The 21,702-nt window shown below is 62.4% G+C and carries 17 protein-coding genes and 1 other RNA gene; 6 read left to right on the top strand and 12 right to left on the bottom strand.

The window, feature by feature from the left end; translation table 11 throughout:
* Window position 1: 1 nt before the first annotated feature.
* The 6 genes from QWE_RS09985 to QWE_RS09960 form a co-directional block, all read right to left on the bottom strand.
* On the bottom strand, window positions 2–1,597 hold the full coding sequence (locus QWE_RS09985) for a Do family serine endopeptidase (RefSeq protein ID WP_006725991.1): 1,596 nt from the start codon (window positions 1,595–1,597) through the stop codon (window positions 2–4).
* A gap of 110 nt (window positions 1,598–1,707) precedes the next feature.
* On the bottom strand, window positions 1,708–1,893 hold the full coding sequence (locus QWE_RS09980; protein ID WP_006725990.1) for a DUF2065 domain-containing protein: 186 nt from the start codon (window positions 1,891–1,893) through the stop codon (window positions 1,708–1,710).
* A gap of 4 nt (window positions 1,894–1,897) precedes the next feature.
* Window positions 1,898–2,851 carry a protease modulator HflC gene (gene hflC, locus QWE_RS09975; RefSeq protein WP_006725989.1) on the bottom strand — a complete coding sequence of 318 codons (954 nt, stop codon included), beginning with the start codon at window positions 2,849–2,851 and terminating at the stop codon, window positions 1,898–1,900.
* Between the two features lies 1 nt (window position 2,852).
* Window positions 2,853–3,986 carry an FtsH protease activity modulator HflK gene (hflK, locus tag QWE_RS09970; RefSeq protein ID WP_006725988.1) on the bottom strand — a complete coding sequence of 378 codons (1,134 nt, stop codon included), beginning with the start codon at window positions 3,984–3,986 and terminating at the stop codon, window positions 2,853–2,855.
* A 152-nt stretch (window positions 3,987–4,138) separates the two neighbouring features.
* Window positions 4,139–4,660, bottom strand: coding sequence for a dihydrofolate reductase (locus QWE_RS09965; RefSeq protein WP_006725987.1), 522 nt, complete (start codon window positions 4,658–4,660; stop codon window positions 4,139–4,141).
* Window positions 4,661–4,682: 22 nt separating this feature from the next.
* Window positions 4,683–5,477 (bottom strand): thymidylate synthase, encoded by a 795-nt coding sequence (locus QWE_RS09960; protein WP_006725986.1) that lies wholly within the window; start codon window positions 5,475–5,477, stop codon window positions 4,683–4,685.
* Between the two features lie 115 nt (window positions 5,478–5,592).
* On the opposite strand from QWE_RS09960, the gene ssrA reads away from it, so the two are divergent.
* From ssrA to QWE_RS09945, 4 genes are all read left to right on the top strand, one after another.
* Window positions 5,593–5,969: a transfer-messenger RNA gene (gene ssrA, locus QWE_RS24690) on the top strand.
* Window positions 5,970–6,163: 194 nt separating this feature from the next.
* Entirely contained in the window at window positions 6,164–6,667 is a 504-nt protein-coding gene (locus QWE_RS09955; RefSeq protein WP_006725985.1) for an SspB family protein, read from the top strand.
* 49 nt (window positions 6,668–6,716) lie between these two features.
* Window positions 6,717–6,905, top strand: a complete 189-nt coding sequence (locus tag QWE_RS09950) for a DUF4169 family protein (RefSeq protein WP_006725984.1) — start codon at window positions 6,717–6,719, stop codon at window positions 6,903–6,905.
* A gap of 67 nt (window positions 6,906–6,972) precedes the next feature.
* Entirely contained in the window at window positions 6,973–7,233 is a 261-nt protein-coding gene (locus tag QWE_RS09945; RefSeq protein WP_006725983.1) for a ribbon-helix-helix domain-containing protein, read from the top strand.
* A 10-nt stretch (window positions 7,234–7,243) separates the two neighbouring features.
* On the opposite strand, the gene QWE_RS09940 is transcribed toward QWE_RS09945, so the two are convergent.
* From QWE_RS09940 to QWE_RS09925, 4 genes are all read right to left on the bottom strand, one after another.
* On the bottom strand, window positions 7,244–10,975 hold the full coding sequence (locus QWE_RS09940) for an AsmA family protein (protein WP_006725982.1): 3,732 nt from the start codon (window positions 10,973–10,975) through the stop codon (window positions 7,244–7,246).
* Window positions 10,976–11,048: 73 nt separating this feature from the next.
* The gene (locus QWE_RS09935; RefSeq protein ID WP_006725981.1) at window positions 11,049–12,458 is read right to left on the bottom strand and encodes an FAD-binding oxidoreductase; all 1,410 of its coding nucleotides are present in this window, start codon (window positions 12,456–12,458) and stop codon (window positions 11,049–11,051) included.
* Between the two features lie 117 nt (window positions 12,459–12,575).
* Window positions 12,576–15,725 (bottom strand): efflux RND transporter permease subunit, encoded by a 3,150-nt coding sequence (locus QWE_RS09930; protein ID WP_006725980.1) that lies wholly within the window; start codon window positions 15,723–15,725, stop codon window positions 12,576–12,578.
* Window positions 15,722–16,930: an efflux RND transporter periplasmic adaptor subunit gene (locus QWE_RS09925; protein WP_006725979.1), complete on the bottom strand. Its 1,209-nt coding sequence runs from the start codon at window positions 16,928–16,930 to the stop codon at window positions 15,722–15,724. Before QWE_RS09925 ends, QWE_RS09930 begins: the two co-directional genes overlap by 4 nt.
* Window positions 16,931–17,208: 278 nt before the next feature.
* Here QWE_RS09925 and QWE_RS09920 point away from each other — a divergent pair, with 278 nt between their 5' ends.
* Window positions 17,209–19,698: an ATP-dependent helicase gene (locus QWE_RS09920; protein WP_006725978.1), complete on the top strand. Its 2,490-nt coding sequence runs from the start codon at window positions 17,209–17,211 to the stop codon at window positions 19,696–19,698.
* A 74-nt stretch (window positions 19,699–19,772) separates the two neighbouring features.
* Window positions 19,773–20,555 carry a glycosyltransferase family 25 protein gene (locus QWE_RS09915; protein ID WP_040299973.1) on the top strand — a complete coding sequence of 261 codons (783 nt, stop codon included), beginning with the start codon at window positions 19,773–19,775 and terminating at the stop codon, window positions 20,553–20,555.
* 12 nt (window positions 20,556–20,567) lie between these two features.
* On the opposite strand, the gene QWE_RS09910 is transcribed toward QWE_RS09915, so the two are convergent.
* Both QWE_RS09910 and QWE_RS09905 read right to left on the bottom strand, forming a co-directional pair.
* Window positions 20,568–21,167, bottom strand: coding sequence for a thymidine kinase (locus QWE_RS09910; RefSeq protein WP_006725976.1), 600 nt, complete (start codon window positions 21,165–21,167; stop codon window positions 20,568–20,570).
* Between the two features lie 115 nt (window positions 21,168–21,282).
* On the bottom strand, window positions 21,283–21,564 hold the full coding sequence (locus QWE_RS09905) for a DUF6074 family protein (RefSeq protein ID WP_006725975.1): 282 nt from the start codon (window positions 21,562–21,564) through the stop codon (window positions 21,283–21,285).
* Window positions 21,565–21,702: the final 138 nt, after the last annotated feature.

The raw sequence follows: 21,702 nt of genomic DNA, 5'->3' as shown, positions 1-21,702 counted from the left end.
ACTATTCGAGTGGAACAGCCACGAGACGAAGGTTGCCGTCCTTGTCGGCGATCATCAGATAGCCGCTGCGGCGCCCCTCGCCCTTGATGTTGGTGAGCTTTTCGGCAACCTGCTGCGGCGTCTTCATGAATTCCTGGGCGACCTCGACGATCACTTCGCCGACCTTCAGCCCCTTGCCTTCGGCCTTGGAGCCGGGAAGCACGCGGGTGATCAGAACGCCTTCGACGCCCTCGGCAATCGAGAAGCTCACACGGTTCGCGTCCGTCAGCGCGGTCAGCTCCACGCCGATCAGCCCTTCGGTCACGGGCGCGCTCTGTTCGGCCTGATCGGGCATCGCCGGAGCCTCGCCCTGCTCTTCGCCATCGGGAGCCTCCTCGCCGGCCGGCGGCTCTGCCGGCGCCTGCTGATCGCCGTCGGGTGCCGTGCCTTCCTCGTCGGGCTCGACAGTGGTTTCTGGATCCGTCTCGTTGCTCGCGACCTCGTCGTCATCAAGACGCCCGAGGGTCACCTTCACCGTCTGTTCCTGTCCGTCTCGCAGGATGACCACGTCGAGCGGTTCACCGATCGGACTTTCGGCCACGATACGGGTGAGGTCGCGGGTCTCGGAAATCGCGCGTCCATTGAAGCGCGTGATGATGTCGCCGACCTGGATTGGGCCATTGGCGACAGGGCCACCTTCGACAATGCCGCTGATCAGGGCGCCACGGGCGCGGTCGATATTCAGGCTCTGTGCAACCTCGTCGGAAACCGGCTGGATGCGAACACCGAGCCAGCCACGACGCGTTTCGCCAAACTCGATCAACTGGTTGACGATGTTCTCCGCCAACTCCGTCGGCACGGCAAAACCGATACCGATCGAGCCACCGCTCGGCGATATGATGGCGGTGTTGATCCCGATCACCTCGCCGCTCATGTTGAACAGCGGTCCACCGGAATTGCCCTTGTTGATCGCCGCATCCGTCTGGATGAAGTTGTCATAGGGGCCGGCATTGATGTTGCGGCCGCTCGCCGAAATGATGCCGACGGTGACCGAGCCTCCGAGGCCGAACGGATTGCCGATCGCCATGACCCAGTCGCCGATGCGCATCTTCGTCGAATCGCCGAACTTCACGGCCGTCAGCGGCTGCGGCGGCTCGACCTTGAGAACGGACAGGTCAGTCTTCGTGTCGGTGCCGATCAGCTTCGCCTTCAGCTTCGAACCGTCGGAGAAAATGACCTCGATATCGTCGGCATTTTCGATCACGTGATTGTTGGTGACGATGAAGCCCGTCGGGTCGATCACAAAGCCGGAGCCGAGCGAGTTCACCTTGTTGCTCGTGCCCCCGCCCTCGCGGTTACGGTAGAAGTCTTCGAACAACTCCTGGAAGGGCGAGCCCTCCGGAACCTGCGGACGCGGCCCCTCGCCCTCTTCGGCAACGCTTTGCGACGTCGAGATATTGACGACGGCACCGAGCAGGCCGCTCGCGAGATCCGCAACGGATTCAGGCCCTTGCTGCGCCACCGCCGGGATGGGCGACGCCACGGCACCGACGGTCACGGCCGTTCCCGTGAGAAGCGCCGAGAGAATCATTCGCGACGCGCGGGCAGGTTTCATCATCGGCTTCCTCACTGGATTGTCTGGAGTCTGAGTGAACATAAGGCGGAATGGGCTGAGGGAAAATCACAATTGCCGGAAGAGATCTAACCTCAACTTGCGACCACATCTTGTCAGGCGCGCACCCACCAGACGATTGCCACGCCCGTGGTGATCGCGGTGAGGCCAAGCAACCGGAGCTGATCCTCCGGAATCTGTGGCAGAAGCCGCGCCATGCGCACAAGAAAACGAGGGGCCAGCGCATAGGCCAGCCCCTCGATGATCAGGAATATGGCGATACCTGCGAGCAGGTCGTCCATGATGTCAGTTGCCGGCAGGTGCCGGCGGCGTAGCCGGTTGCTGGGCAGCAGGGGCAGGTGTCGGCGTCGCCGAGTTGCCCGTACCCGCTCCGCTGTTGAAGAAGCGGAAGAAGTCGCTGTCGGGCGACAGCACCATCGTCGTGCCCTGATTGCTCAGCGAACCGACATAGGCGCGCATCGAGCGATAGAACTCGAAGAAGGCCGGGTCGCGCTGGAAGGCATCGGCGAAGATGCTGTTACGCTCGGCATCGCCTTCACCACGCAGGATTTCCGAATCGCGCTGCGCTCCGGCCTGCAACTCGACGACCTGACGGTCGGCGATTGCCCGGCGACGCTGGCTTTCTTCGTTACCACGCGCACGGATCAGTTCGGCTTCGGCGAGACGCTCGGCCTTCATGCGCTCGAAGGTCTGCTGCGAGACTTCCTGCGTCAGGTCGGTACGACGAATGCGGACGTCGGTGACCTGTAGGCCGAGGCTTTCAGCCGCTGCCTGGAGATCGTTGCGAACGTCGGACATCATCGAGCCACGCTCTTCGGAGAGCGCTGCGTCGAAGTTGCGAAGACCGTAGACGCGGCGAAGTGCGGCATCGAGACGGGTACGAAGACGCGATTCCGCAGCTTCTCGGTCGGCCGACACCGTTTCACGGAAGCGCCGTGCGTCGGTGATGCGATAGACCGCGAATGCATCGACCTCATAGAACGCACCGCCACGGACCTGAACACGGATGTCAGGCAGATCGAAGCGCAGGGCGCGGTCCTCGACATATTGCACGCGGTCGGCATCGATGAAGGCGAAGGGCAGCTTGAAATAGAGGCCCGGCTCGTTCTTCACATCCTGGATCTGACCGAAGCGCAGGACGATGGCCTGCTCACGCTCGTTGACCACAAAGATCGACGAATAGGCCAAGAACAGTGCGACGGCCAAAGCGGCGAGGAAATAGGGAACACGGTTCTGCATGTCAGTTCCCTCCCGTCGTAGACTGGCCTGCGCCCTGGTTGCCCGGCTGACGCATAAGTTCGTTGAGCGGCAGGTAAGGCACGACACCCTGCTGGTCGCCCATGATGACCTTGTTCGAGTTACGCAGAACGTTCTCCATGGTCTCCAGATAGATGCGCTGACGGGTCACGTCGGGCGCCTTGACGTATTCGTCGTAGATCGAGATGAAGCGCTGCGCCTCACCCTCGGCTTCCTTGACGACCTGATCCTTGTAGGCGGCTGCCTCTTCGCGGATCTGAGCGGCCTGGCCTCGTGCCTGACCGAGACGCTGGTTGGCGTACTGGTTGGCTTCTTCGACGAAGCGGTCTTCGTCCTGCTGGGCGCGCTGCACTTCTTCGAAGGCTTCGGCCACTTCGCGCGGCGGAGCCGCGTCTTCGATCGGAACCGCGTTGATCGCGATGCCGGCACCATAGGTGTCCATGGTGCCCTGGATGATGTCACGAACCTGGGTGGAGATCTGTTCGCGGTTGTCGCGGAAGACATCCTGGGCCGGACGACGACCGACCACTTCACGCATGGCGCTCTCGGACACCTGCTGCAGGGTCTGGGTCGGATCTTCGAGGTTGAAGAGATAGGACTGCGGGTCCGACACGGTGTAGAGCACCGAGAACTGGACGCTGACGATGTTCTGATCGCCGCTGAGCATCAGGCCGGCGCCAGGATTGTTCGACGTCGGACGGCTGCCGATGTTTTGCTGCTGCTCGGTGACCTTGACGATCTCGACCGATTCGATCGGCCAGAGATGGAAATGCAGGCCCGGCATCGAGATTTCTTCCTTCGGCTTGCCGAAGCGCAGTTCCACGCCGCGCTCGTCCGGCTGAACCGTATAGACGGCCTGCATCGCCCAGAAGGCGACCAGCACGATACCGACGATCACGAATGCACCGCCGTTGAACCCGCCGGGCACGACGTTCTTCAGTCGATCCTGACCTCTGCGGATCAGATCCTCCAGATCCGGGGGCTGATTGCCACCGCCGCCACCGCCGTTTCCGCGTGGCCGGTTTGGCCCCTGCCCCCAGGGGCCCTGATTGTTACCGCCGCCGCCGCCGCCGCCCCAAGGACCGCCGCCGCCGCCGTTTTGATTGCTCCAGGGCATCAATACCTCTTTGCTGTAAAAGCTCCCAAGTCCCCCGCCCGCTGGCCGATCGACCGACATGCATGAGGTTCCACAGGGTTATAGGTGTCGGAGCCCCTGCTTTCAACGCGAGGAGGCCAACTTCTTCTTCGGACAGGGCAAATTTTGCGTTATCAGGCGGCCCTGCGACGGTATATCGCGTAGCGTGTGGGGTAATTGTCCCTGTCGCCGGCCGGAATGACGGTTTCCTCGACACATTCGAAAACCGCGGGATCGATCGCCGGAAACGAAGTATCCCCATCCACGACCGTCTCGACATGGGTGACATACAGGAGATCGGCAAACTCAAGTGCCTGGCGGTAGATCTCGCCACCACCCACGACGCACACCTCGTCCACGCCGATCTCGGCCGCAATCGCCCTGCCCCGTTCGAGAGCTTCGTCAAGGCTCTTCACGGTTTCGACGCCCGGCATGTCGAAGGCCTGACTGCGGCTGACGATGATATGCGGCCGCCCAGGCAGCGGTTTCGACCCGACGGACTCGAAGGTCTTGCGTCCCATCACCAACGGCTTGCCCATGCTGAGCGCCTTGAAGCGTTTCAGGTCCGTCGAAAGCTTCCACGGCATGTCGCCGTCGCGGCCAATGATCCCGTTCCGCGACACGGCAACAATGATGACGGTCTTGATGTCAGCCATGCCGAACCCGTTCACCGCACCGTCAGACGGCAATCGGCGCCTTGATGCTTGCATCGGCCTCATAGCCGATCAGGGTGAAGTCGTCATACGCGAAGGAAAACAGGTCCTTGACGTCGGGATTGAGCTTCATGACCGGCAACGCCTTTGGCGTGCGTGTCAGCTGAAGCTTTGCCTGATCGAAATGATTGGCATAGAGATGGGCGTCGCCCAGCGTATGGACAAAGTCTCCCGGCTCGAGCCCGGTCACCTGCGCAATCATCAGGGTCAGCAGCGCGTAAGAGGCGATGTTGAAGGGCACGCCGAGGAAGATGTCGGCCGAGCGCTGATAGAGCTGGCAGGACAGGCGGCCATCGGCCACGTAAAATTGGAAGAGGCAGTGGCAGGGCGGAAGTGCCATCTCGTCGACCAGCGCCGGGTTCCAGGCCGTGACGATGTGGCGGCGCGAATTCGGGTTTTTCTTGATGCTTTCGATGAGCTTCACCATCTGGTCGATATGTCCGCCGTCATAGTCAGGCCAAGAGCGCCACTGTGCACCGTAGACAGGACCGAGATCGCCATTCTCATCGGCCCATTCGTCCCAGATGCTGACGCCGTTTTCCTTGAGGTAGCGGATATTTGTATCGCCCTTCAGGAACCAGAGCAGCTCGTGAATGATCGACTTCAGATGCAGCCGTTTTGTCGTGATGACCGGAAAGCCTTCCGCCAGATCGAAGCGCATCTGGTAACCGAATACGGACCGGGTGCCGGTGCCCGTGCGGTCGCCGCGATCGCTGCCGGTCTCCAGAACGTGGCGCAGAAGGTCGTGATACTGGTGCATGGGTCCATCATCGAGTCGTTGTCGGTGTCATCTTATCGCCGGCCGCGCTGCGAACCAATCGGCTTCATCGGTTTTCCCCGGTCCGCGCGGCATAATCCGCGATCCGGTCGGTTAGCCTCTTTTCATCGGGAACGGAAACACCTATATCAGCCTTGCCGGGGCTTGCTCCGGCTATGGCAATAAACGGTCGGTGTAATAAACCTATTGGACCCGGGGGCGGTACCCGGCGCCTCCACCAAAAACCGGTCGGTGACGAAGTCTATTCGGACCGGCTTTTGATGGGGGCGAAATAGGATCGACAAGGGCGTAAAGATCGAACTTTTGCTCGGCATGATACCGCCGTTATCGGGTCACAAGTGTAGTTGCAAACGACAACAACGCTAAGGGTTACGCTCTCGCTGCCTAATGGCGGTGCGGGAAACCCGCTCTAAGTCCTTAGGGTTAGCCCCTTAAGGCGGGGTCCGAAGGCACCTGGCAACAGAAGCCTTCACCTACCTCCTCCCCAAATTGACCCTCAGTCTTCACTCCCTGTCTTCTGCATGACTTTGCTTCGGATTTCGCTGCTACCAGCAGGCCGAGATTTGATGTACATTGCGCGAACCAGTTTCACGCGTCGGGGCTTTTCCGCGCCGCCGCGTCGTGGCATAAGCCGCTGAAAATCGGCATGATAACGAAAGCAGGATCTGATGGGGCACGACCATATTCGCTACGACATTCTGGCCCAGGACGCCCTCCGTGGCGTCATCCGCAAGGTCTTGGCCGAGGTTGCCGCGACGGGGCGCCTCCCGGGTGATCATCATTTCTTCATCACCTTCCTGACCGGCGCGCCAGGCGTTCGCATTTCCCAGCATCTCAAGGCGAAATATGCCGAGCAGATGACCATCGTCGTCCAGCATCAGTTCTGGGACCTGAAGGTCACCGACAGCCTGTTCGAGATCGGCCTGTCCTTCTCCGACACGCCGGAAAAGCTCGTGGTACCCTTCAACGCCATCCGTGGCTTCTACGACCCCTCCGTGAACTTCGAACTTGAATTCGACGTGCCGCTGGCCGACGAGGAAGAAGGCGAAGCCGAGATCACCGCCTACCCGCTGGAGGCCGTCGCCAAGACGGAAGAAGCGGAAGCCGGCAAGACGGAAGAAAAGAAGGAAGGCTCCGTCGTTTCGCTCGACGCCTTCCGCAAGAAGCAGTGACATGACGACGGCCGGGCTCCTGCCCGGCCTTTTCCGTGGAGTTTAGGCCATGGCCGACATCGTCAATCTCCGCCAGTTCCGCAAGGCGAAAGCCCGCGATGAGCGCGAGACCGTGGCCGAACAAAACCGCATCAGCCATGGCCGCACCAAGGCGGAAAAATCGCTGACCAAGGCACGCAACGACAAGGCGGTCCGCCAGCACGAACAGGGACGGATTGAGAAGCCCGAGCAGGATTGAACCGGACACCCGCCACGGCGGCATATCGGCACGGCCCTACCCTCGCCCCTTCAAGACGGTGACCGCCATGATCCGCAAACGCTCGATCACCCTCCACGGACACCGCACCAGTTTTTCTGTAGAAGACGCCTTTCTCGACGAGTTGAAGACCATCGCCAGGATGCGTGGCCTGAGCTTTGCAGCCCTGATCGCCGACATCGACCAAAGCCGCCCGCTCGACTCGAACCTTTCCTCTGCCCTTCGCCTGTTCGTCCTGCGCGAACTCAAGCAGGCTGCCGTTTCGACGGAAGACAAGGTCTTGGACAGTCCGACAGAAACAAAACTCTAAGCCAATCCGGTCAGTTGACCCCAGGCAGCCCCTCGAATTGCATCTCCGGCAAGGGCTGACGGATCACGCGTTCTTCCGGTGCCACTGGAAGAACGGGCGCGACGGGCACCGTCTCGGTCGTCAGGGGCTCCACCGGAATGGCCGGCGGCGCCTCAGGTTGAGCATCCAAGCGTTCGGCCTCTTGTGCCGCCCGGGCTTCAGCTTCAGCCTTGAGCCGCGCCTCCTCTTCCAGCCGCAGACGTTCGGCTTCTGCCCGCGCCCGCTCTTCGGCACGCGACCGCGCAAGCGCTGCCTCACGCCTCAGCCTCTGCTTCTCGAGAACGCTTGCTTGCAGCGCCTCGACCCGCCGCCGCTCGGTCTCGAAGGCTCGCAAAGAGACGAAGTTGGTGAGTTCCGTAACGTCAAGTGACTGACTGGGCGAAAGGGCATCACCTTGGAAGAGGAGCCGGAAATTCGGCTCTCCTCCCTCCATGGCCGACTCTCCGGCGTTCAGGGCCACACCAATCTCACCCTCGAGCACGGCGGCTCGCAGATCGAGCCGGAGCGCACCGTCGAGCTTGGCCGCATCCGTCTGATGGCTCGCCGCCTGAATGCGCAGCATACCGTCCGACAAGGCAAAGGGGAGAACCAGACCCGTCAGCTCCGTTCGGCCATCCTCGATCAGACGCTCGGTGATATCCCGAACCTTGTCCTCACTGATCTCCGTTCCCAGGGCGTCTACCTCGGCAATCAGTGCCGGCATGATATCGAGATGCAGCCTGTCGAGCGTGAGGCTGCTGAACCGCGCCTCGCCGGAGCCACTGGCCGTCCCGATCAACTCCTGCGGCGTCTTACCGGCGCCTTCGGCAACCAGCGTCACGTCCATGCGGCCTGTGGGCGTGTCGGCCTCGGTCATTCCGCGCCCGATGCGAAGCGCATTGACCGTTCTGAGCACATCGCCACCCTCGAGATCGAGGCGGGCTTGCAGGAAGCCGTTTCCGTCGGTGTTGGCCACCGAGAACCGACCCTTGGCCTTCCCGCCCAGCCAGTCTCCGGCGATCTCGTCGAAGCTTAGTTCACCGGCCTTGTTGCGCAGCGTTCCGGACACATCCGTCATGGCCTCTGCCGCACCGGGCCAGAATTGTTTGACAGTCAGGCCGAGATCGAGATCGAAGGGCAAGCTGGCGGGGCCGAGAGCCGCCTCCGACAAGACGCCGCTGGCCGGATCCGTGAGCGGCCCGATCATGGTCGCCGCAAGCCAGTCGAGATCGAGTTGATCGATGCTGACGGTACCGGCAATCGAGGGAACGGATCCCGTCAGGTTTACCTGTCCCTCAGCCTCGAGCGTTTGTCCGCCGATCGTCCCCGTCATGCGTTCGATCGCAAGCTGACCGTCGCCAAGCGAGAATTGCGTCTCTCCTTTCACCGGCAGACCGGTCGCCGCATCGGGAAGGCTGAGACCCAGCGCCATCAGATACGGGCCAAGGTCCTGGCTGTCGAGCGAGACATCCCACCCGCCATCCAGCATGCCGGGCGTGTCGAAAGCCGTCAGTTGCGCCGTCGCGTTGAGCGTGGTCGCAGGTCCCGCAAAGCGCACCATGGCGTCGGCATTTCCCTCGCCCGCGGCGTTCACCGTCAAGGTCAGAACGCCACCTTCGCCGGTTGTCCATGGCAGGGGATCAAAACCGGCCTGTCCGAGAAGAACCTGCGCCTCCTCGTTCTCCAGTCGGATGTCGACGCTGCGTTTGCCGCCCGCGAGGAACGCGGAGATTGCGTCAGCCTCGGCCGTCACGGCAAGCGCAGTCTGGTCGACGCGACCGGTCAGTCCAAGCGTCACGGCACCCGCCTCCGTCACCTGCAGCCGACCCTTGATGTCGGTCTGCGGATACCACTGCGCACTCCGGGCCAACCGGTCGATGAGAGCACTCGCCGGCAGGCGCTCCCTGAGGAGCGCAAGGAACGGACCTGGATCCTCAGAGACGAAGCCGATCTCCGCCTCACCCGCCGGCGTGGCCAGCGTATCCCGAAGGGTGCCGCTCACCCGGATTGCGCTGCCAGCGACACTGCCGAGGTTGAACCTCTCGATCGAAAGCTGCCCGGCCTCGTAAGTAGCAATCGCTTCGACGTCCTCGGCGGTCACACCGAAGGCGCGCAACGCACCCACCTTCAGACGGGTCGCAACCCGTTCGGCAAGCAGCCGCTGTTCGGCGTCCTCGCCGACGACCAAAGCGGCGATCGCCCGTGCGGCATCGAGATCGAGACCGTCCCCGGTCAGATCGATGGAGAGGCTCGGCGCTTGACCGCTTGGCGATTCCCGCTCGATTCGTCCCTTCAGTGGCTCCGCACCGATCGCGAGCTCCAGATTTTCGAAACGCTGCAATTCGGGTGTCAGGTTGACCGAGGCCGAAAAACCGGCCGAGGAAAGGCCACGGATCGACGGATCGACACGTCCTGCAATCCAGGTCGCAAGGCCCGAAGGCTGGGTCGACGCGATCAGGACATTGCCCTGGAAGGAGGGCGTGCCCACGAGCACCAGGCGGCCGCTTGCTTCGACCTGGGTGCGGCCCGGCAAGAGGCCGACGGCCTTCTCCACCGTCCAGCCATTGCCCGCGGGCCGCACATCGAGCTGCAGGTCGCGAAACACGGTATCGCCGGCCACGATCGCCGGCAGGCGCAGCGTCGCCCGTCCGGGAACCTTGGGGATCGGGATTTCGGCAGCGGTCGCGAGCAGGAGCGCAAGGCGCTGCTGGACGGACACGGTACCGTTGCGGGAGGTCTTTGCCCGGCTGCCATCGACGGCCAGCCTATTGACGTCGACCTGCTGGCCCTCGGCGGTTAGCAGGAACTCCGGATTTGCACCGGTGTCGAGCTTGGCTTCGCCCGAAATCACGTAAGGATCGACGGCATCGCCGAGTTCGAGGCGATAGCTCGGAACCGTGATGCTGTCATTTGCGAGCTTGAACTCGCCGCGCATCCGAGGCGCTGGCACCGGCGTCTGCCCAGCTTCCAGAGCCTCGGCCGGTCTCGCGATCTTCCAGGTGGACGAGAAGCTGCCGGCGTATTGCGGCTTGCCCTCTTCCAGCGCCAGTTCACCTTCGAGCATCATGTCGAAGGGACGCGCTTCCGGATCGATCCGCAAGCGAAGCGGAAGCGAAACGCTCGAAAATTCCGAGGTCGTCAGGCCGAACTGCGCGGCCTCTCCGTCGAGCACCGCCCTGCCCTGGACCGACCATGGTCCCGCAAGCGTGCGAGCAGACAGAGCAGCGTCGAGCTCGGTGAGCACGCGATTGCGCCCCGACTGCTCGTCGATGAACTCGACTGTGCCGCCGGTCACAGAGACCTTTTCCAGAACTACGGTGCGCGCCGGAATGCTCGGTCTGCTGCCGCGCAACCAGTCCAGCGTCCCGTCAGGCAGAAGCCGGATGCGCGCCTTCGGCTCCTCGATGCGCATGTCGAAGATGCGCGCCTCGCCGGACAGGAAGGGCGCAAGCTCCGCATCGAGCGAGAAGCGGGCTACCCGGACAAGCGGTGTGCCGTCCACATCGGTCCCGACGGTCACATCCTCCATGGTGACGGAAGGGAACGGCAGGAGACGGGCACTGACGCTGCCATGCACGACAACCTTCTTGCCGAGCAACTGGCTTGCCTGATCCTCGAAGTCGCGGCGGAAATTGGTCCAGTCGACAAACAAGGGGGCAAGCAGCGCTGCAAAGAGCGCAACCACCAAAAGGCCGCCAAACGTTACCAGTATGCGTCCGAGCACCGAATGCCACTCCCTTGATTACGGCCCGAAGGTAACGCAATTCACCGCAGGGGCAACCCGCAAGCTCTTGCAGTCACAGCCGAAAGATCTTGCCGGGATTGAAAATATTGTCTGGATCGAGCCCAGCCTTAATGGCCCGCATAGTTGGCAGTGCCGATCCCAATTCCTGCTCGAGATAGCTGATCTTGCCCTGTCCGATACCATGCTCTCCGGTGCAGGTGCCTTCCATGGCAAGAGCCCGCCCGTTCAGCCGCTCCAGGAAGGCTTCAGCCTTCTCGACATCAGCGGCGTCCTTGTCGTTGAACAGCAGCAGAACATGAAAATTGCCGTCACCGGCATGGCCGACAATCGGCGCCAGAAAACCCTGTTCGCGAATATCAGCCTGCGTCGCTGCCACGCATTCGGCGAGACGCGAAATCGGCACGCAGACATCCGTCGACAGGGCCGCAAGCTCCGGTGCCAGCGCACGGCTTGCCCAATAGGCATTGTGGCGCGCCTTCCAAAGCTGGTTTCGCTCTTCCGCATTGGCGGTATAGGCAAATTCTCCACCGCCGAACTCGGCTGCGATCTCGCCGAACTGTTCGGCCTGAAGCGCCACCGTCTCTTCCGTCCCATGGAACTCGACGAACAGCGTCGGGCGCTCGGCATAGGAGAGCTTGGAATAGGCGTTGCAGGCGCGGATCTGCATCTCGTCCAGCAGTTCGATGCGCGCCACCGGGATCCCCATCTGGATCGTCATGATGACCGCATTGCAGGCGTCTTCCAGCGTCGGGAAAGCCACAACACCGCCACTGATCTTGGCCGGAATGCCTTGCAGCCTCAGCGTGATCGAGGTGATGACCCCGAGTGTCCCTTCCGAGCCGACGAAGAGCCGCGTCAGATCATAGCCGGCCGAGGACTTGCGGGCCCTTTGCGCAGTGCGGATCTCCTCGCCATCGGCCGTCACCACCGTCAGCGCCAGCACATTGTCCTTCATCGTGCCATACCGCACTGCATTGGTACCGGAAGCGCGCGTCGCGGTCATGCCGCCGAGCGACGCATTCGCGCCCGGATCAATCGGAAAGAAGAGACCGGTGTCGCGCAAATAGGTGTTGAGATCCTCGCGCGTCACGCCCGGCTCGACCGTGCAGTCGAGGTCCTCGGCATTGACCGAGAGGATCCGGTTCATCCGGCTGAAATCGATCGATATGCCGCCGCAAGGTGCGTTCACCTGCCCCTCCAGTGAGGAGCCTGTGCCGAAAGGCACGACGGGCACGCGATGCGGCGCGCAGATCCGCACGACTTCCCGAACGTCTTCGCTGCTCTCGGCGAAGACGACCCCGTCCGGGCGCTGCGAGGGCAGATAGGTCGTGGTGTGGCTATGTTGGTCGCGAAACGACTGCCCCGTCTGGAAGCGCTCTCCGAAACGCTGTTTGAGAAGCGGCAAGGCCAGCGCGATGCCTTCTTCGTTGCGTATGCCGTCGATCACATCCTTGCGGGCCATCCGCGACCTCCCGAATAATAGCCGTGGGACGCACCGGGGAAATGGTGCGTCCCTGCTATGGGATAGGGCTCGGAGATTGTCCAGTCGTCAGACAGCCGCAGAGGCGAGCTCTTCGTCTTACTCGGCCGCAACCCTCGGCGGCGCGCCGCGATCATTGGCGATCTTCAGCGTGGCATCCTCGAGTTCCGTCTTCAGGCGCGCTTCTTCCTGGGCATGCGGCTTGGAGAAGCGGGCAAGCAGGAGATAGGCGACCGGCGTGATGTAAAGCGTCACGAGCGTTGCAAAACCGAGACCGCCAACGATGACCCAGCCGAGCGCGATGCGCGCTTCAGCACCGGCGCCCTGCGCCAGCACCAACGGCACGCCGCCGAGCACGGTCGCGATCATCGTCATCATCACCGGGCGAAGACGGATGGCGCAGGCCGTTTCGATCGCCTCGCGAACGGAAAGCCCGCGATCACGCAACTGGTTGGCAAATTCGACGATCAGAATGCCGTTCTTCGCCATGACACCGACAAGCAGAACGAGGCCGATCTGACTGTAGATGTTGAGCGTCGAGCCGGTGACGACAAGCGCGAAGACGGCACAGGCAAGGCCGAGCGGCACCGTCGCCATGATGATCAGCGAGGAGACCACGCTTTCGAACTGTGCGGCAAGCACCAGGAAGATGATCGCAACCGCGAAGCCGAAGGTCAGCGCCATGCCATAGCTGTTCTCTTCCAGCGTCGCCGCTTCGGCCAGCGGAATCAGGCGCGAACCCGGCGGCAGAAGTGGCTGTGCCAACTGCGTCGCAACTTCGACCGCATCCCCGAGCGCCACGCCATCGGCGAGCCCTGCCGAGAATGATACCGATGCGAGTTGCTGTTCCCGATTGAGCGTGGGCGAGACCGCCGTCTCCTGCAGCGAGGCGATGGTCGACATCGGAACCACCCGTCCATCCGATGTGGTCAGGAAGATGTTTTCAAGGTCCGTCGGGTCATTGATCGGCTGCGTGCTGGAAACCAGCCGCACCGGGATCGAATTGCCGTCGACGAAAACATCGGTGACCGATCGCCCTTCGAGGAGCGCCTGCAACGAGGTTCCGATCGCACCGATATCGATGCCGAGGTCCGACGCCCGTTCACGATTGATGGTGACCGAGATCTGCGCCTGCGTCGGCTCATTGTCGATCCGCGGCGTCTGGAATTCCGGTCGGTCGCGCATCTGCTCGACCACCAATAGCACAGCTTCCGTCAGGTTCTCATGGCTGGATCCGACCATGGCCATCTGCAGTCCGCTGCCCGCACCGCGGATCCTCAGGCTGTTGGACTGGAAGACGTTACCGCGCAAGGCCGGCACTTTGGCTGTCGCCGCATTGATGTCCTGGGCGATCTGGTCCTGTGTGCGGCTGCGTTCCGACCAGGGGGCGAGCGTCATCACCATGAAGGCGCTGTTGGACGAGCCCTGTCCGGAAATCGAGAAAATGTTCTGGATTTCACCGCTGTCACGCAGCGGCTGCAGATATTCCTCGACCCGCTGGAGTTGGTCACGCGTATAGGCAAGGCTCGATCCCTGCGGCGTCGTCAACCGCATCATGACCATCGAGCGATCCTCGCGTGGCGTGATCTCGCTGCGAATGGCGGTAAAGGTCAGATAGGCGGCGCCCGAGAATACGACGGCGACGATGATGACGATCAGCGGATTGCCGAGGCAGCCCCGCAGCGTCCGCGCGTAGAAGTTCGCGAAGCGACGACCCACGGCACCGAGCACGCCGTGATCCTTCTCTTGCTCGCGCGACAACATGCGCGAGGCCATCATCGGGCAGAGCGTCAGCGCCGTGATGGACGACAGAAGCACTGCAAAGGCCAGCACAAAGCCGAATTCGCGGAAAAGGCCACCGAGCTGTCCGGGCAGGAAGGACAGCGGGACGAAGACGGCGGCAAGGGTCGCCGTCGTTGCGAGAACGGCAAAGAACACCTCTTGCGCACCGAGCACGGCCGCGGCACGGGGGCCCAAGCCCTCTCCACGACGGCGCACGATGTTCTCAAGCACGACGATCGCGTCATCGACGACGAGGCCCGTGGCAAGAACGATCGCGAGCAGCGTGAGGATGTTGATCGAGAACCCGACCATATAGATCGCAGCCAAGGTGCCGATCAAGGCAACGGGCATCGTCAGCGCCGGGATCAGCGTCGCCCGCCAGTCGCGCAGGAAAAGGAACAGGACGACCAGCACGATTGCCGCAGACAGGCCGAGCGCGATTTCGACCTCGTGCAAGGCGCCCTGGATGAACACCGCATCGTCACTGGTGACGATCACACGTGTACCCTCGGGCAGAGCGTCCTGCATCCCCTCGACGGCTGCATGAACGCCGGCCGAAATGTTGAGCGTATTGGACTGTGCCTGGCGGATGACACCAAGGCCGACGCCAGGCACCCCGTTGGAGCGCAGCGATGTCGAGCCGTCATCGGGGCCGAGCGTCACGGTGGCCACGTCGCGCAGGCGGACGCGTTCGCCAATCAGGACGTTTTCGAAGTCCTCGACCGTGGTGAGGTTTGCGGTGGCACGGACGACGATGTCCTGCGTCTGCGATTCGAGCGAACCTGCCGGCACGTCGAGCGAAGCATTCTGCAGACTGGAAGCAAGATCGGCGACGCTCAAGCCACGGCTGGCGAGTGCCGCCTGGTTGACGTCGACGCGGAAGACCTTCTCCTGATCGCCATAGATCTGGACGTCGGCCACGCCATCCACGGCGGCCAGACGGTCGGAGATCTCGTTCTCGACCAGAAGCGTCAGGTCTTCCATGGAAAGCGTGCTGGATGTCACGCCGAGACGCATGATCGGCTGCGAGTCCGCATCCGCCTTGACGATGCGCGGTTCATCGACATCGTCGGGAAGCTGGTTGCGTATCCGACCGAGGGCATCGCGTACGTCATTCGCGGCGACAGCAAGGTCGACATTGTCGCTGAACTCAAGCGTCGTGCGGCTTTGACCAAACGAAGATCGAGACGACATGGATTTCAGCCCGCTCACCCGGGCGACAGCACCCTCGATGGTTCGGGTGACTTCCTGGTCCATGGTCTGCGCAGACGCACCATCATAATTCGTGCTGACGGTGATGACCGGCTGGTCGACATCGGGCAGTTCGCGGATTTCAATGCCGGCAAGCGCGGCAAGGCCCGCAACGACCAGGAGCGTGTTGAGCACGGCGGCCAGCACCGGGCGACGAACGAAAAGCGCAGTGAAGCTACGTCCGGACTGTTCGGAACCGTTCTCTGTAGAGCTCATCGCGCGGCGACCTCCTCGGGATCTTCCTGCGGCGCGCCGGCAATTTCAACCGTCCCGCCTTCTCGCACCCGCTGCAGACCTTCTACGGCAACCACGTCGCCTTCCTTGAGCGACGCGTCCACCAGGATCTGATCCGAGTTGCGCTGCACAATGGTCACCCGCGTCTTCACGGATTTGTTATCAACGATCTGCCAGACGAAGGAGCCTTCGCCATCCCACTGGACGGCAAGCGGATTGACCGCTGCATATTGATCGCCGGGGAAGCGCATCACGACGTTGAAGGACATGCCGGCGCGCAGCACGTCGTCCGGGTTGTCGATCTTCGCGCGGATGCGGATCGTCCGGCTGGCCTGATCGACGCGGCTGTCCACCGCCTCGATGCTGCCCTGGAAAACCTGCCCCGGACGGGAAACAGACCGGGCCTCGACCGGCATGCCGGGTGTCACGGCTGCCGCAAAACGCTCGGGCGCCCAGAAATCGACGAGCAGCTGGCTGCGGTTGTCGAGCGAAACGATGGGGGTCGAATTGGTGACATTGTCGCCGACGCTCACGCCGACGATACCGATGATACCGTCGATGGGTGCGACGATGTCGCGGCGCTTCAGATTGAGCTCGGCGGTGGTGAGCTGCAGCTGCGCCTGCTCCTCCGCGATCTGCGCGTCGAGCACGTCGAGGCGTGAAAAGCTCTGGAGATTACGGTATGATTCGGCCTTCTCTTTCGCACTGCGAAGCGCGACGGCAGCCTGATCGCGCAGGATGACCTGCTCCTCGCGATCGAGCCGGGCGATAATGTCGCCCTTGCTGACCTTCTGGCCGGAAGAAACGAGGATCTCGTCGAGCATGCCCGACGTCTGGGGCATGACCGTGACGGCCTCGACAGCCTCACCGTCGCCGATGGCGCTCAGCCGGTCATTGACCACACCGATCGCGACAGCCTCGGTTGCGACAAGAATGGGCTGGTTGCCGCCGCCGCGCCGATTGCCTTGGCCCTGACCTTGTCCCTGGGCTCCACCTTGCCCACCTGCCTGCGCCCGCTGACCGTCATGCCCCTCGGCTTCCGGGGTCGCAGCGACCAGGCCGACGACAGACTGTGGCACGCCCATGGAGACGAGCGCCTGGCCGGCACCGGGCGAAAAATAGACCCACGAACAGAGGCCGATGAACAAGAGGGCAATACTGATGGCGAGTTGCTTCCAAAGCGGCATGCAAGGCTCCGAAATGTCGAACTGGATGATGTCGGTTAAGTATCGGGCGCAAACCCGCGGTGGCAATGCCAGAACGTCAAGCTTACTGATTTGTAATCTCGCGTCTTTTCACGCCGCCGTGATCCCGCACCTATTGCATGCCGGTCAAAGCCGTTCTTCGGAGAGCCTAACATAACCGGCGGCCGAAGCCTCCCGAATTCCGTGCGCAACAAGGCGGAAGGAATAAAACCAGAACGCCGTCACTGGCCTTTCCGACCCGAATCACTACATTGGGCCGCATGAGTAACGGTTTCGACGACATTCCCTTCTTCGACGAAGAACCCGCACCGCGCAAGCCTGCCGCGTCCCCTGCCCCTGTTCCTGCATCTGGGACAGGCGCCCCTGCCGGCGGTGGTTTGGGCATTGCCGCCCGCGCCATGGCAGCCCGCGACCAAGCGAGAGCGCCGGATTATCTCTCCGGCCTGAACCCGGAACAGCGCGAAGCGGTCGAAACCGTCGATGGCCCTGTTCTGGTGCTCGCCGGCGCCGGCACCGGCAAGACCCGCGTGCTCACCACACGCATTGCCCATATCCTGGCCACGGGCAAGGCCTTTCCGAGCCAGATCCTTGCCGTGACCTTTACCAACAAGGCTGCCCGCGAGATGAAGGAACGCATCGGCCACCTCGTTGGCGGTGCCGTCGAAGGCATGCCCTGGCTCGGCACCTTCCACTCGATCGGCGTTAAGCTTCTCAGACGCCATGCCGAACTGGTCGGCCTCCGCTCCGACTTCACCATCCTCGACACCGATGATGTGGTGCGACTGATCAAGCAGATCATCCAGGCCGAAGGTTTGGACGACAAGCGCTGGCCAGCCAAGCAGTTCGCCCAGATGATCGACGGCTGGAAGAACAAGGGCCTCGACCCGGCCCAGATCCCCGAAGGTGACGCCCGTGCCTTCGCCAACGGCAAGGGTCGTGAGCTCTACATCGCCTACCAGAACCGCCTGAAGACGCTGAACGCCTGCGATTTCGGCGACTTGCTCCTGCATCCGATCCGGATGTTCAAAGCGAACCCGGACGTGCTGAAGGAGTACCATCAGCGCTTCAAATATGTGCTCGTCGACGAGTATCAGGACACCAACACCGCCCAATACATGTGGCTGCGCCTCCTTGCCCAGCGTCCGCCGGGCGTGCCGCAGAATGTCTGCTGCGTCGGTGATGACGACCAGTCGATCTATGGCTGGCGCGGCGCCGAAGTGGATAACATCCTGCGCTTCGAAAAGGATTTCCCCGGCGCCAAGGTCATCAAGCTTGAGCGCAATTATCGTTCGACCGAGCATATCCTCGGTGCCGCCGGCTTTCTGATCGCGCATAATGAGGGCCGCCTCGGCAAGACGCTTTTCACCGACCGCGTCGATCCGAACGACGACAAGGTCGTCGTTCATGCGGCCTGGGATTCGGAAGAGGAAGCCCGGGCTGTCGGCGAGGAAATCGAACAGCTCCAGCGTAATCAGCACCCGCTGAACAACATGGCGATCCTGGTCCGCGCATCCTTCCAGATGCGCGAATTCGAAGACCGCTTCGTAACGCTCGGCCTCAACTACCGCGTCATCGGCGGCCCGCGTTTCTATGAGCGCCTCGAGATCCGCGACGCCATGGCCTACTTCCGGATGGTCTGCCAGCCGGCCGACGACCTCGCATTCGAGCGCATCGTCAACACGCCGAAGCGCGGCCTCGGCGACACGACGATCCGCAATCTGCACGATTATGCCCGTGCCCGCGACATCCCGATGCTGGCGGCTGCGGCAGACATCATCGAAACCGACGAGTTGAAGCCCAAGGCCCGCAAGGCGCTCTTCGACGTCGTCACCGATTTCCGCCGCTGGCAGTCGCTGCTCGAAACGACGCCGCATACCGAACTCGCCGAGCAGATCCTCGATGAGAGCGGCTATACGGCCATGTGGCAGAACGACAAGTCGGCAGAAGCGCCGGGGCGCCTGGAAAACCTGAAGGAACTCATCCGTTCGATGGAAGCCTTCGAGAGTCTGCGCGGCTTCCTCGAACACGTCTCGCTGGTGATGGATGCCGAGACCAACGAGAACCTCGATGCCGTCTCGATTATGACGCTGCATTCGGCGAAGGGCCTCGAATTCGAGACCGTCTTCCTGCCGGGCTGGGAAGAAGGCCTCTTCCCCCACCAGCGCGCGCTCGATGAAGGCGGACGCTCCGGTCTCGAAGAAGAGCGCCGCCTCGCCTATGTCGGCATCACCCGCGCCAAGCGTCGCTGTCACATCTGGTTCGTCTCGAACCGTCGCATTCACGGCCTCTGGCAATCCACCCTGCCCTCGCGCTTCCTCGAAGAGCTACCGCCCGCCCATGTCGAGGTCGCCGAAGCCGAGACCTCCTATGGCGGCTATGGTCGCAACCCCTATGGCCAGTCCCGCTTCGACAAGCAGGAGCCTTTCCAGAACAGCTATTCGACACCCGGCTGGAAGCGCGCCCAGGCCAACAAGACCGATGCCACCCGCGACAATTGGGGCAACCGCTCCGGTCATGCTGTGGAGCGGATCGGTTATGGCGAAAGCGGCCCGAGGGCGAAGACGATCGACGGCGAACTTGTCGCCAAGTCGACGACATCGGAACCGTCACGCTTTTCCGTAGGCGACCGCGTCTTCCACATGAAGTTCGGCAACGGCAATGTCTCGGCAATCGAGGGCAACAAGCTGACGATCGACTTCGACCGGGCGGGCCAGAAGCGCGTGCTTGACGGGTTCGTCGAGAAAGCCTGAAACACGAGGCTATTGACGCTTTCGTGAGGATTGCGCAGAAGGCTGGGCGCCCGCACGTGTCGATGGAGACCGCCTTGCAAGTCTTGCCGGAAAGCCGCCTGAACCTCGCCGTCTACCTGATCAACATGGACGGCGCGGAAGACCGCATGGAGGTGATGAACCGCGAGACGGCCGCCGCCGGCATCGTCGCCGAGCGTGTCCCAGCGGTGATCGGCCGAAACCTCAACTTCCCGATCCCGGAATTCTCCGAACTCTCCTACAAACTGCTGCATGGCCGCCGCCTGAAACACGGCGAGGTCGGCTGCTATCTGAGTCATGTGGACTGCACGCGGCGCTTCCTCGCCTCAGACGCCGATCTCTGTCTCATTCTCGAAGACGATGTGACTTTCGAGCCGGACTTTCTCGAAACGATCGACGCGGCAGCGAAAAACGCCGATGCCTGGGATATCCTGCGCCTCACAACGGTCAGCAGTGGCAGGAAATTCCCCTTTCGCAGACTGAAAAACGGTCGCTCGCTCTCGATCGCTCTGACCCGCGAGAAAGGCTCCGGGGCCTATATGATCAATCGAAAAGCCGCCCGCTGGATCACTGAACGCCTCGTGCCCATGCGCCTCGCCTACGACATAGCCTTCGATCTCGAATATCTGTCCGGACTAAAGGGCGCCTTCGTCTGGCCATTGGTCGCGAGCCAGGATTCCGATTTCGAATCGCAGATCCAGGGCAACATCAATGCGCACAAGCTGCCTCGCTGGCGGTATATCACGGTACTACCTTACCGTGCCTATTTGGAGGTAAGCCGGGTTCTCGCGCGCGGCGGACTGCTGCTCTGGCAGACGCTGGTCAACCGGAACGGCTGACACTTCAAACGCTCACTTGCTGGCGGTCACTTCTTCCGCGGCGAAGGCCAGTTGCCAATGGCGGCGGCAGAGCGAAGTATAGGTCTCGTTTCCGCCAATCAGCACCTGGGCGCCGTCCCGCTGCGCCTTGCCGTCTTCGCCGACGCGAACGACCATGGTCGCCTTGCGGCCGCAATGGCAGATGGAACGGGCCTCGGTGAGCTCGTCGGCAATCGCGAGCAGCGCTTTCGAGCCGGGGAAGAGTTCGCCGCGGAAATCAGTCCGCAATCCGTAAGTCATCACAGGGATGTCGAGGGAATCGACGACACGCGCCAGCTGCCAGACCTGCTCTGTGGTGAGGAACTGCGCTTCGTCGACGAAGACGCAGGACAGAGGCGAGGTCTTATGATCCGCTTGGATGGCCGTGAAGAGATCAGCCTCGGAGCCGAAGGCCGACGCCTCGGCTCGCAGGCCGATCCGCGAGCCGATGAAGCCCTTGCCGGCACGGTTGTCGAGTGAGCTGATCAGCATCGCCACCCGCATTCCGCGCTCTTGGTAATTATACGCCGCCTGCAAAAGAAGCGTCGACTTACCGGCATTCATGGTGGCGTAGATGTAGTGGAGTTTGGCCAAGGCTGCGCTGCTCGAACTGGAGTGATGCTGGCGCCGTCTTACCGGAGAGGTGAGACGGGGGACAAGCACCGGGCAGCGTTGCCAACAGGAACTATCGCGCGTGACGCCAAAGGGCTCAGCCCTGGGCGGCTTCCTCGCGATGCAGCCACATCAGTTCGACCTGGACGGCCGCCTGGAAATCCATGATTTCGGCCCGCATCTCGTCCTCGGGGCAACCGAGTTCGAGAAGTTCGTTACCGAGCCGGCGGCATGTCGTCTTCCAGAAATCCGTCGCGGCATAGCCATTCAGGCGGTCGAGTTCGATCGCGGAACGGCGCACCAGGTCCCGGCGGCTCGCGAGCGGAAAGAAGGCGATGGTCGTCGGGTTGGACTGGCCGTTCATGGCTTGGCTACTCATGCGAAACATCCTCACGTTACGGCATGTGTGTAGAATCACATGGTTAACGTTCCGTTTCGCAGCAAGGCCGGACACGCTGAAGTGTGCCGAATGTGAACCCGCCCACGGCCGCGGGCGGGTTCAAGTCGAAAGAGCTAC

The sequence above is a fragment of the Agrobacterium albertimagni AOL15 genome (assembly GCF_000300855.1).
In the GTDB taxonomy this organism is placed as follows: Bacteria; Pseudomonadota; Alphaproteobacteria; order Rhizobiales; family Rhizobiaceae; genus Allorhizobium; species Allorhizobium albertimagni.
This window is presented reverse-complemented; position numbering and strand designations above follow the sequence as displayed.

Bases quoted from the DNA above. Each gene is read 5' to 3' on its own strand.
- QWE_RS09985 (WP_006725991.1), bottom strand. From the start codon at position 1,597: ATGATGAAACCTGCCCGCGCGTCGCGAATGATTCTCTCGGCGCTTCTC.
- QWE_RS09980 (WP_006725990.1), bottom strand. From the start codon at position 1,893: ATGGACGACCTGCTCGCAGGTATCGCCATATTCCTGATCATCGAGGGG.
- hflC (WP_006725989.1), bottom strand. From the start codon at position 2,851: ATGCAGAACCGTGTTCCCTATTTCCTCGCCGCTTTGGCCGTCGCACTG.
- hflK (WP_006725988.1), bottom strand. From the start codon at position 3,986: ATGCCCTGGAGCAATCAAAACGGCGGCGGCGGCGGTCCTTGGGGCGGC.
- QWE_RS09965 (WP_006725987.1), bottom strand. From the start codon at position 4,660: ATGGCTGACATCAAGACCGTCATCATTGTTGCCGTGTCGCGGAACGGG.
- QWE_RS09960 (WP_006725986.1), bottom strand. From the start codon at position 5,477: ATGCACCAGTATCACGACCTTCTGCGCCACGTTCTGGAGACCGGCAGC.
- QWE_RS09955 (WP_006725985.1), top strand. From the start codon at position 6,164: ATGGGGCACGACCATATTCGCTACGACATTCTGGCCCAGGACGCCCTC.
- QWE_RS09950 (WP_006725984.1), top strand. From the start codon at position 6,717: ATGGCCGACATCGTCAATCTCCGCCAGTTCCGCAAGGCGAAAGCCCGC.
- QWE_RS09945 (WP_006725983.1), top strand. From the start codon at position 6,973: ATGATCCGCAAACGCTCGATCACCCTCCACGGACACCGCACCAGTTTT.
- QWE_RS09935 (WP_006725981.1), bottom strand. From the start codon at position 12,458: ATGGCCCGCAAGGATGTGATCGACGGCATACGCAACGAAGAAGGCATC.
- QWE_RS09930 (WP_006725980.1), bottom strand. From the start codon at position 15,725: ATGAGCTCTACAGAGAACGGTTCCGAACAGTCCGGACGTAGCTTCACT.
- QWE_RS09925 (WP_006725979.1), bottom strand. From the start codon at position 16,930: ATGCCGCTTTGGAAGCAACTCGCCATCAGTATTGCCCTCTTGTTCATC.
- QWE_RS09920 (WP_006725978.1), top strand. From the start codon at position 17,209: ATGAGTAACGGTTTCGACGACATTCCCTTCTTCGACGAAGAACCCGCA.
- QWE_RS09905 (WP_006725975.1), bottom strand. From the start codon at position 21,564: ATGAGTAGCCAAGCCATGAACGGCCAGTCCAACCCGACGACCATCGCC.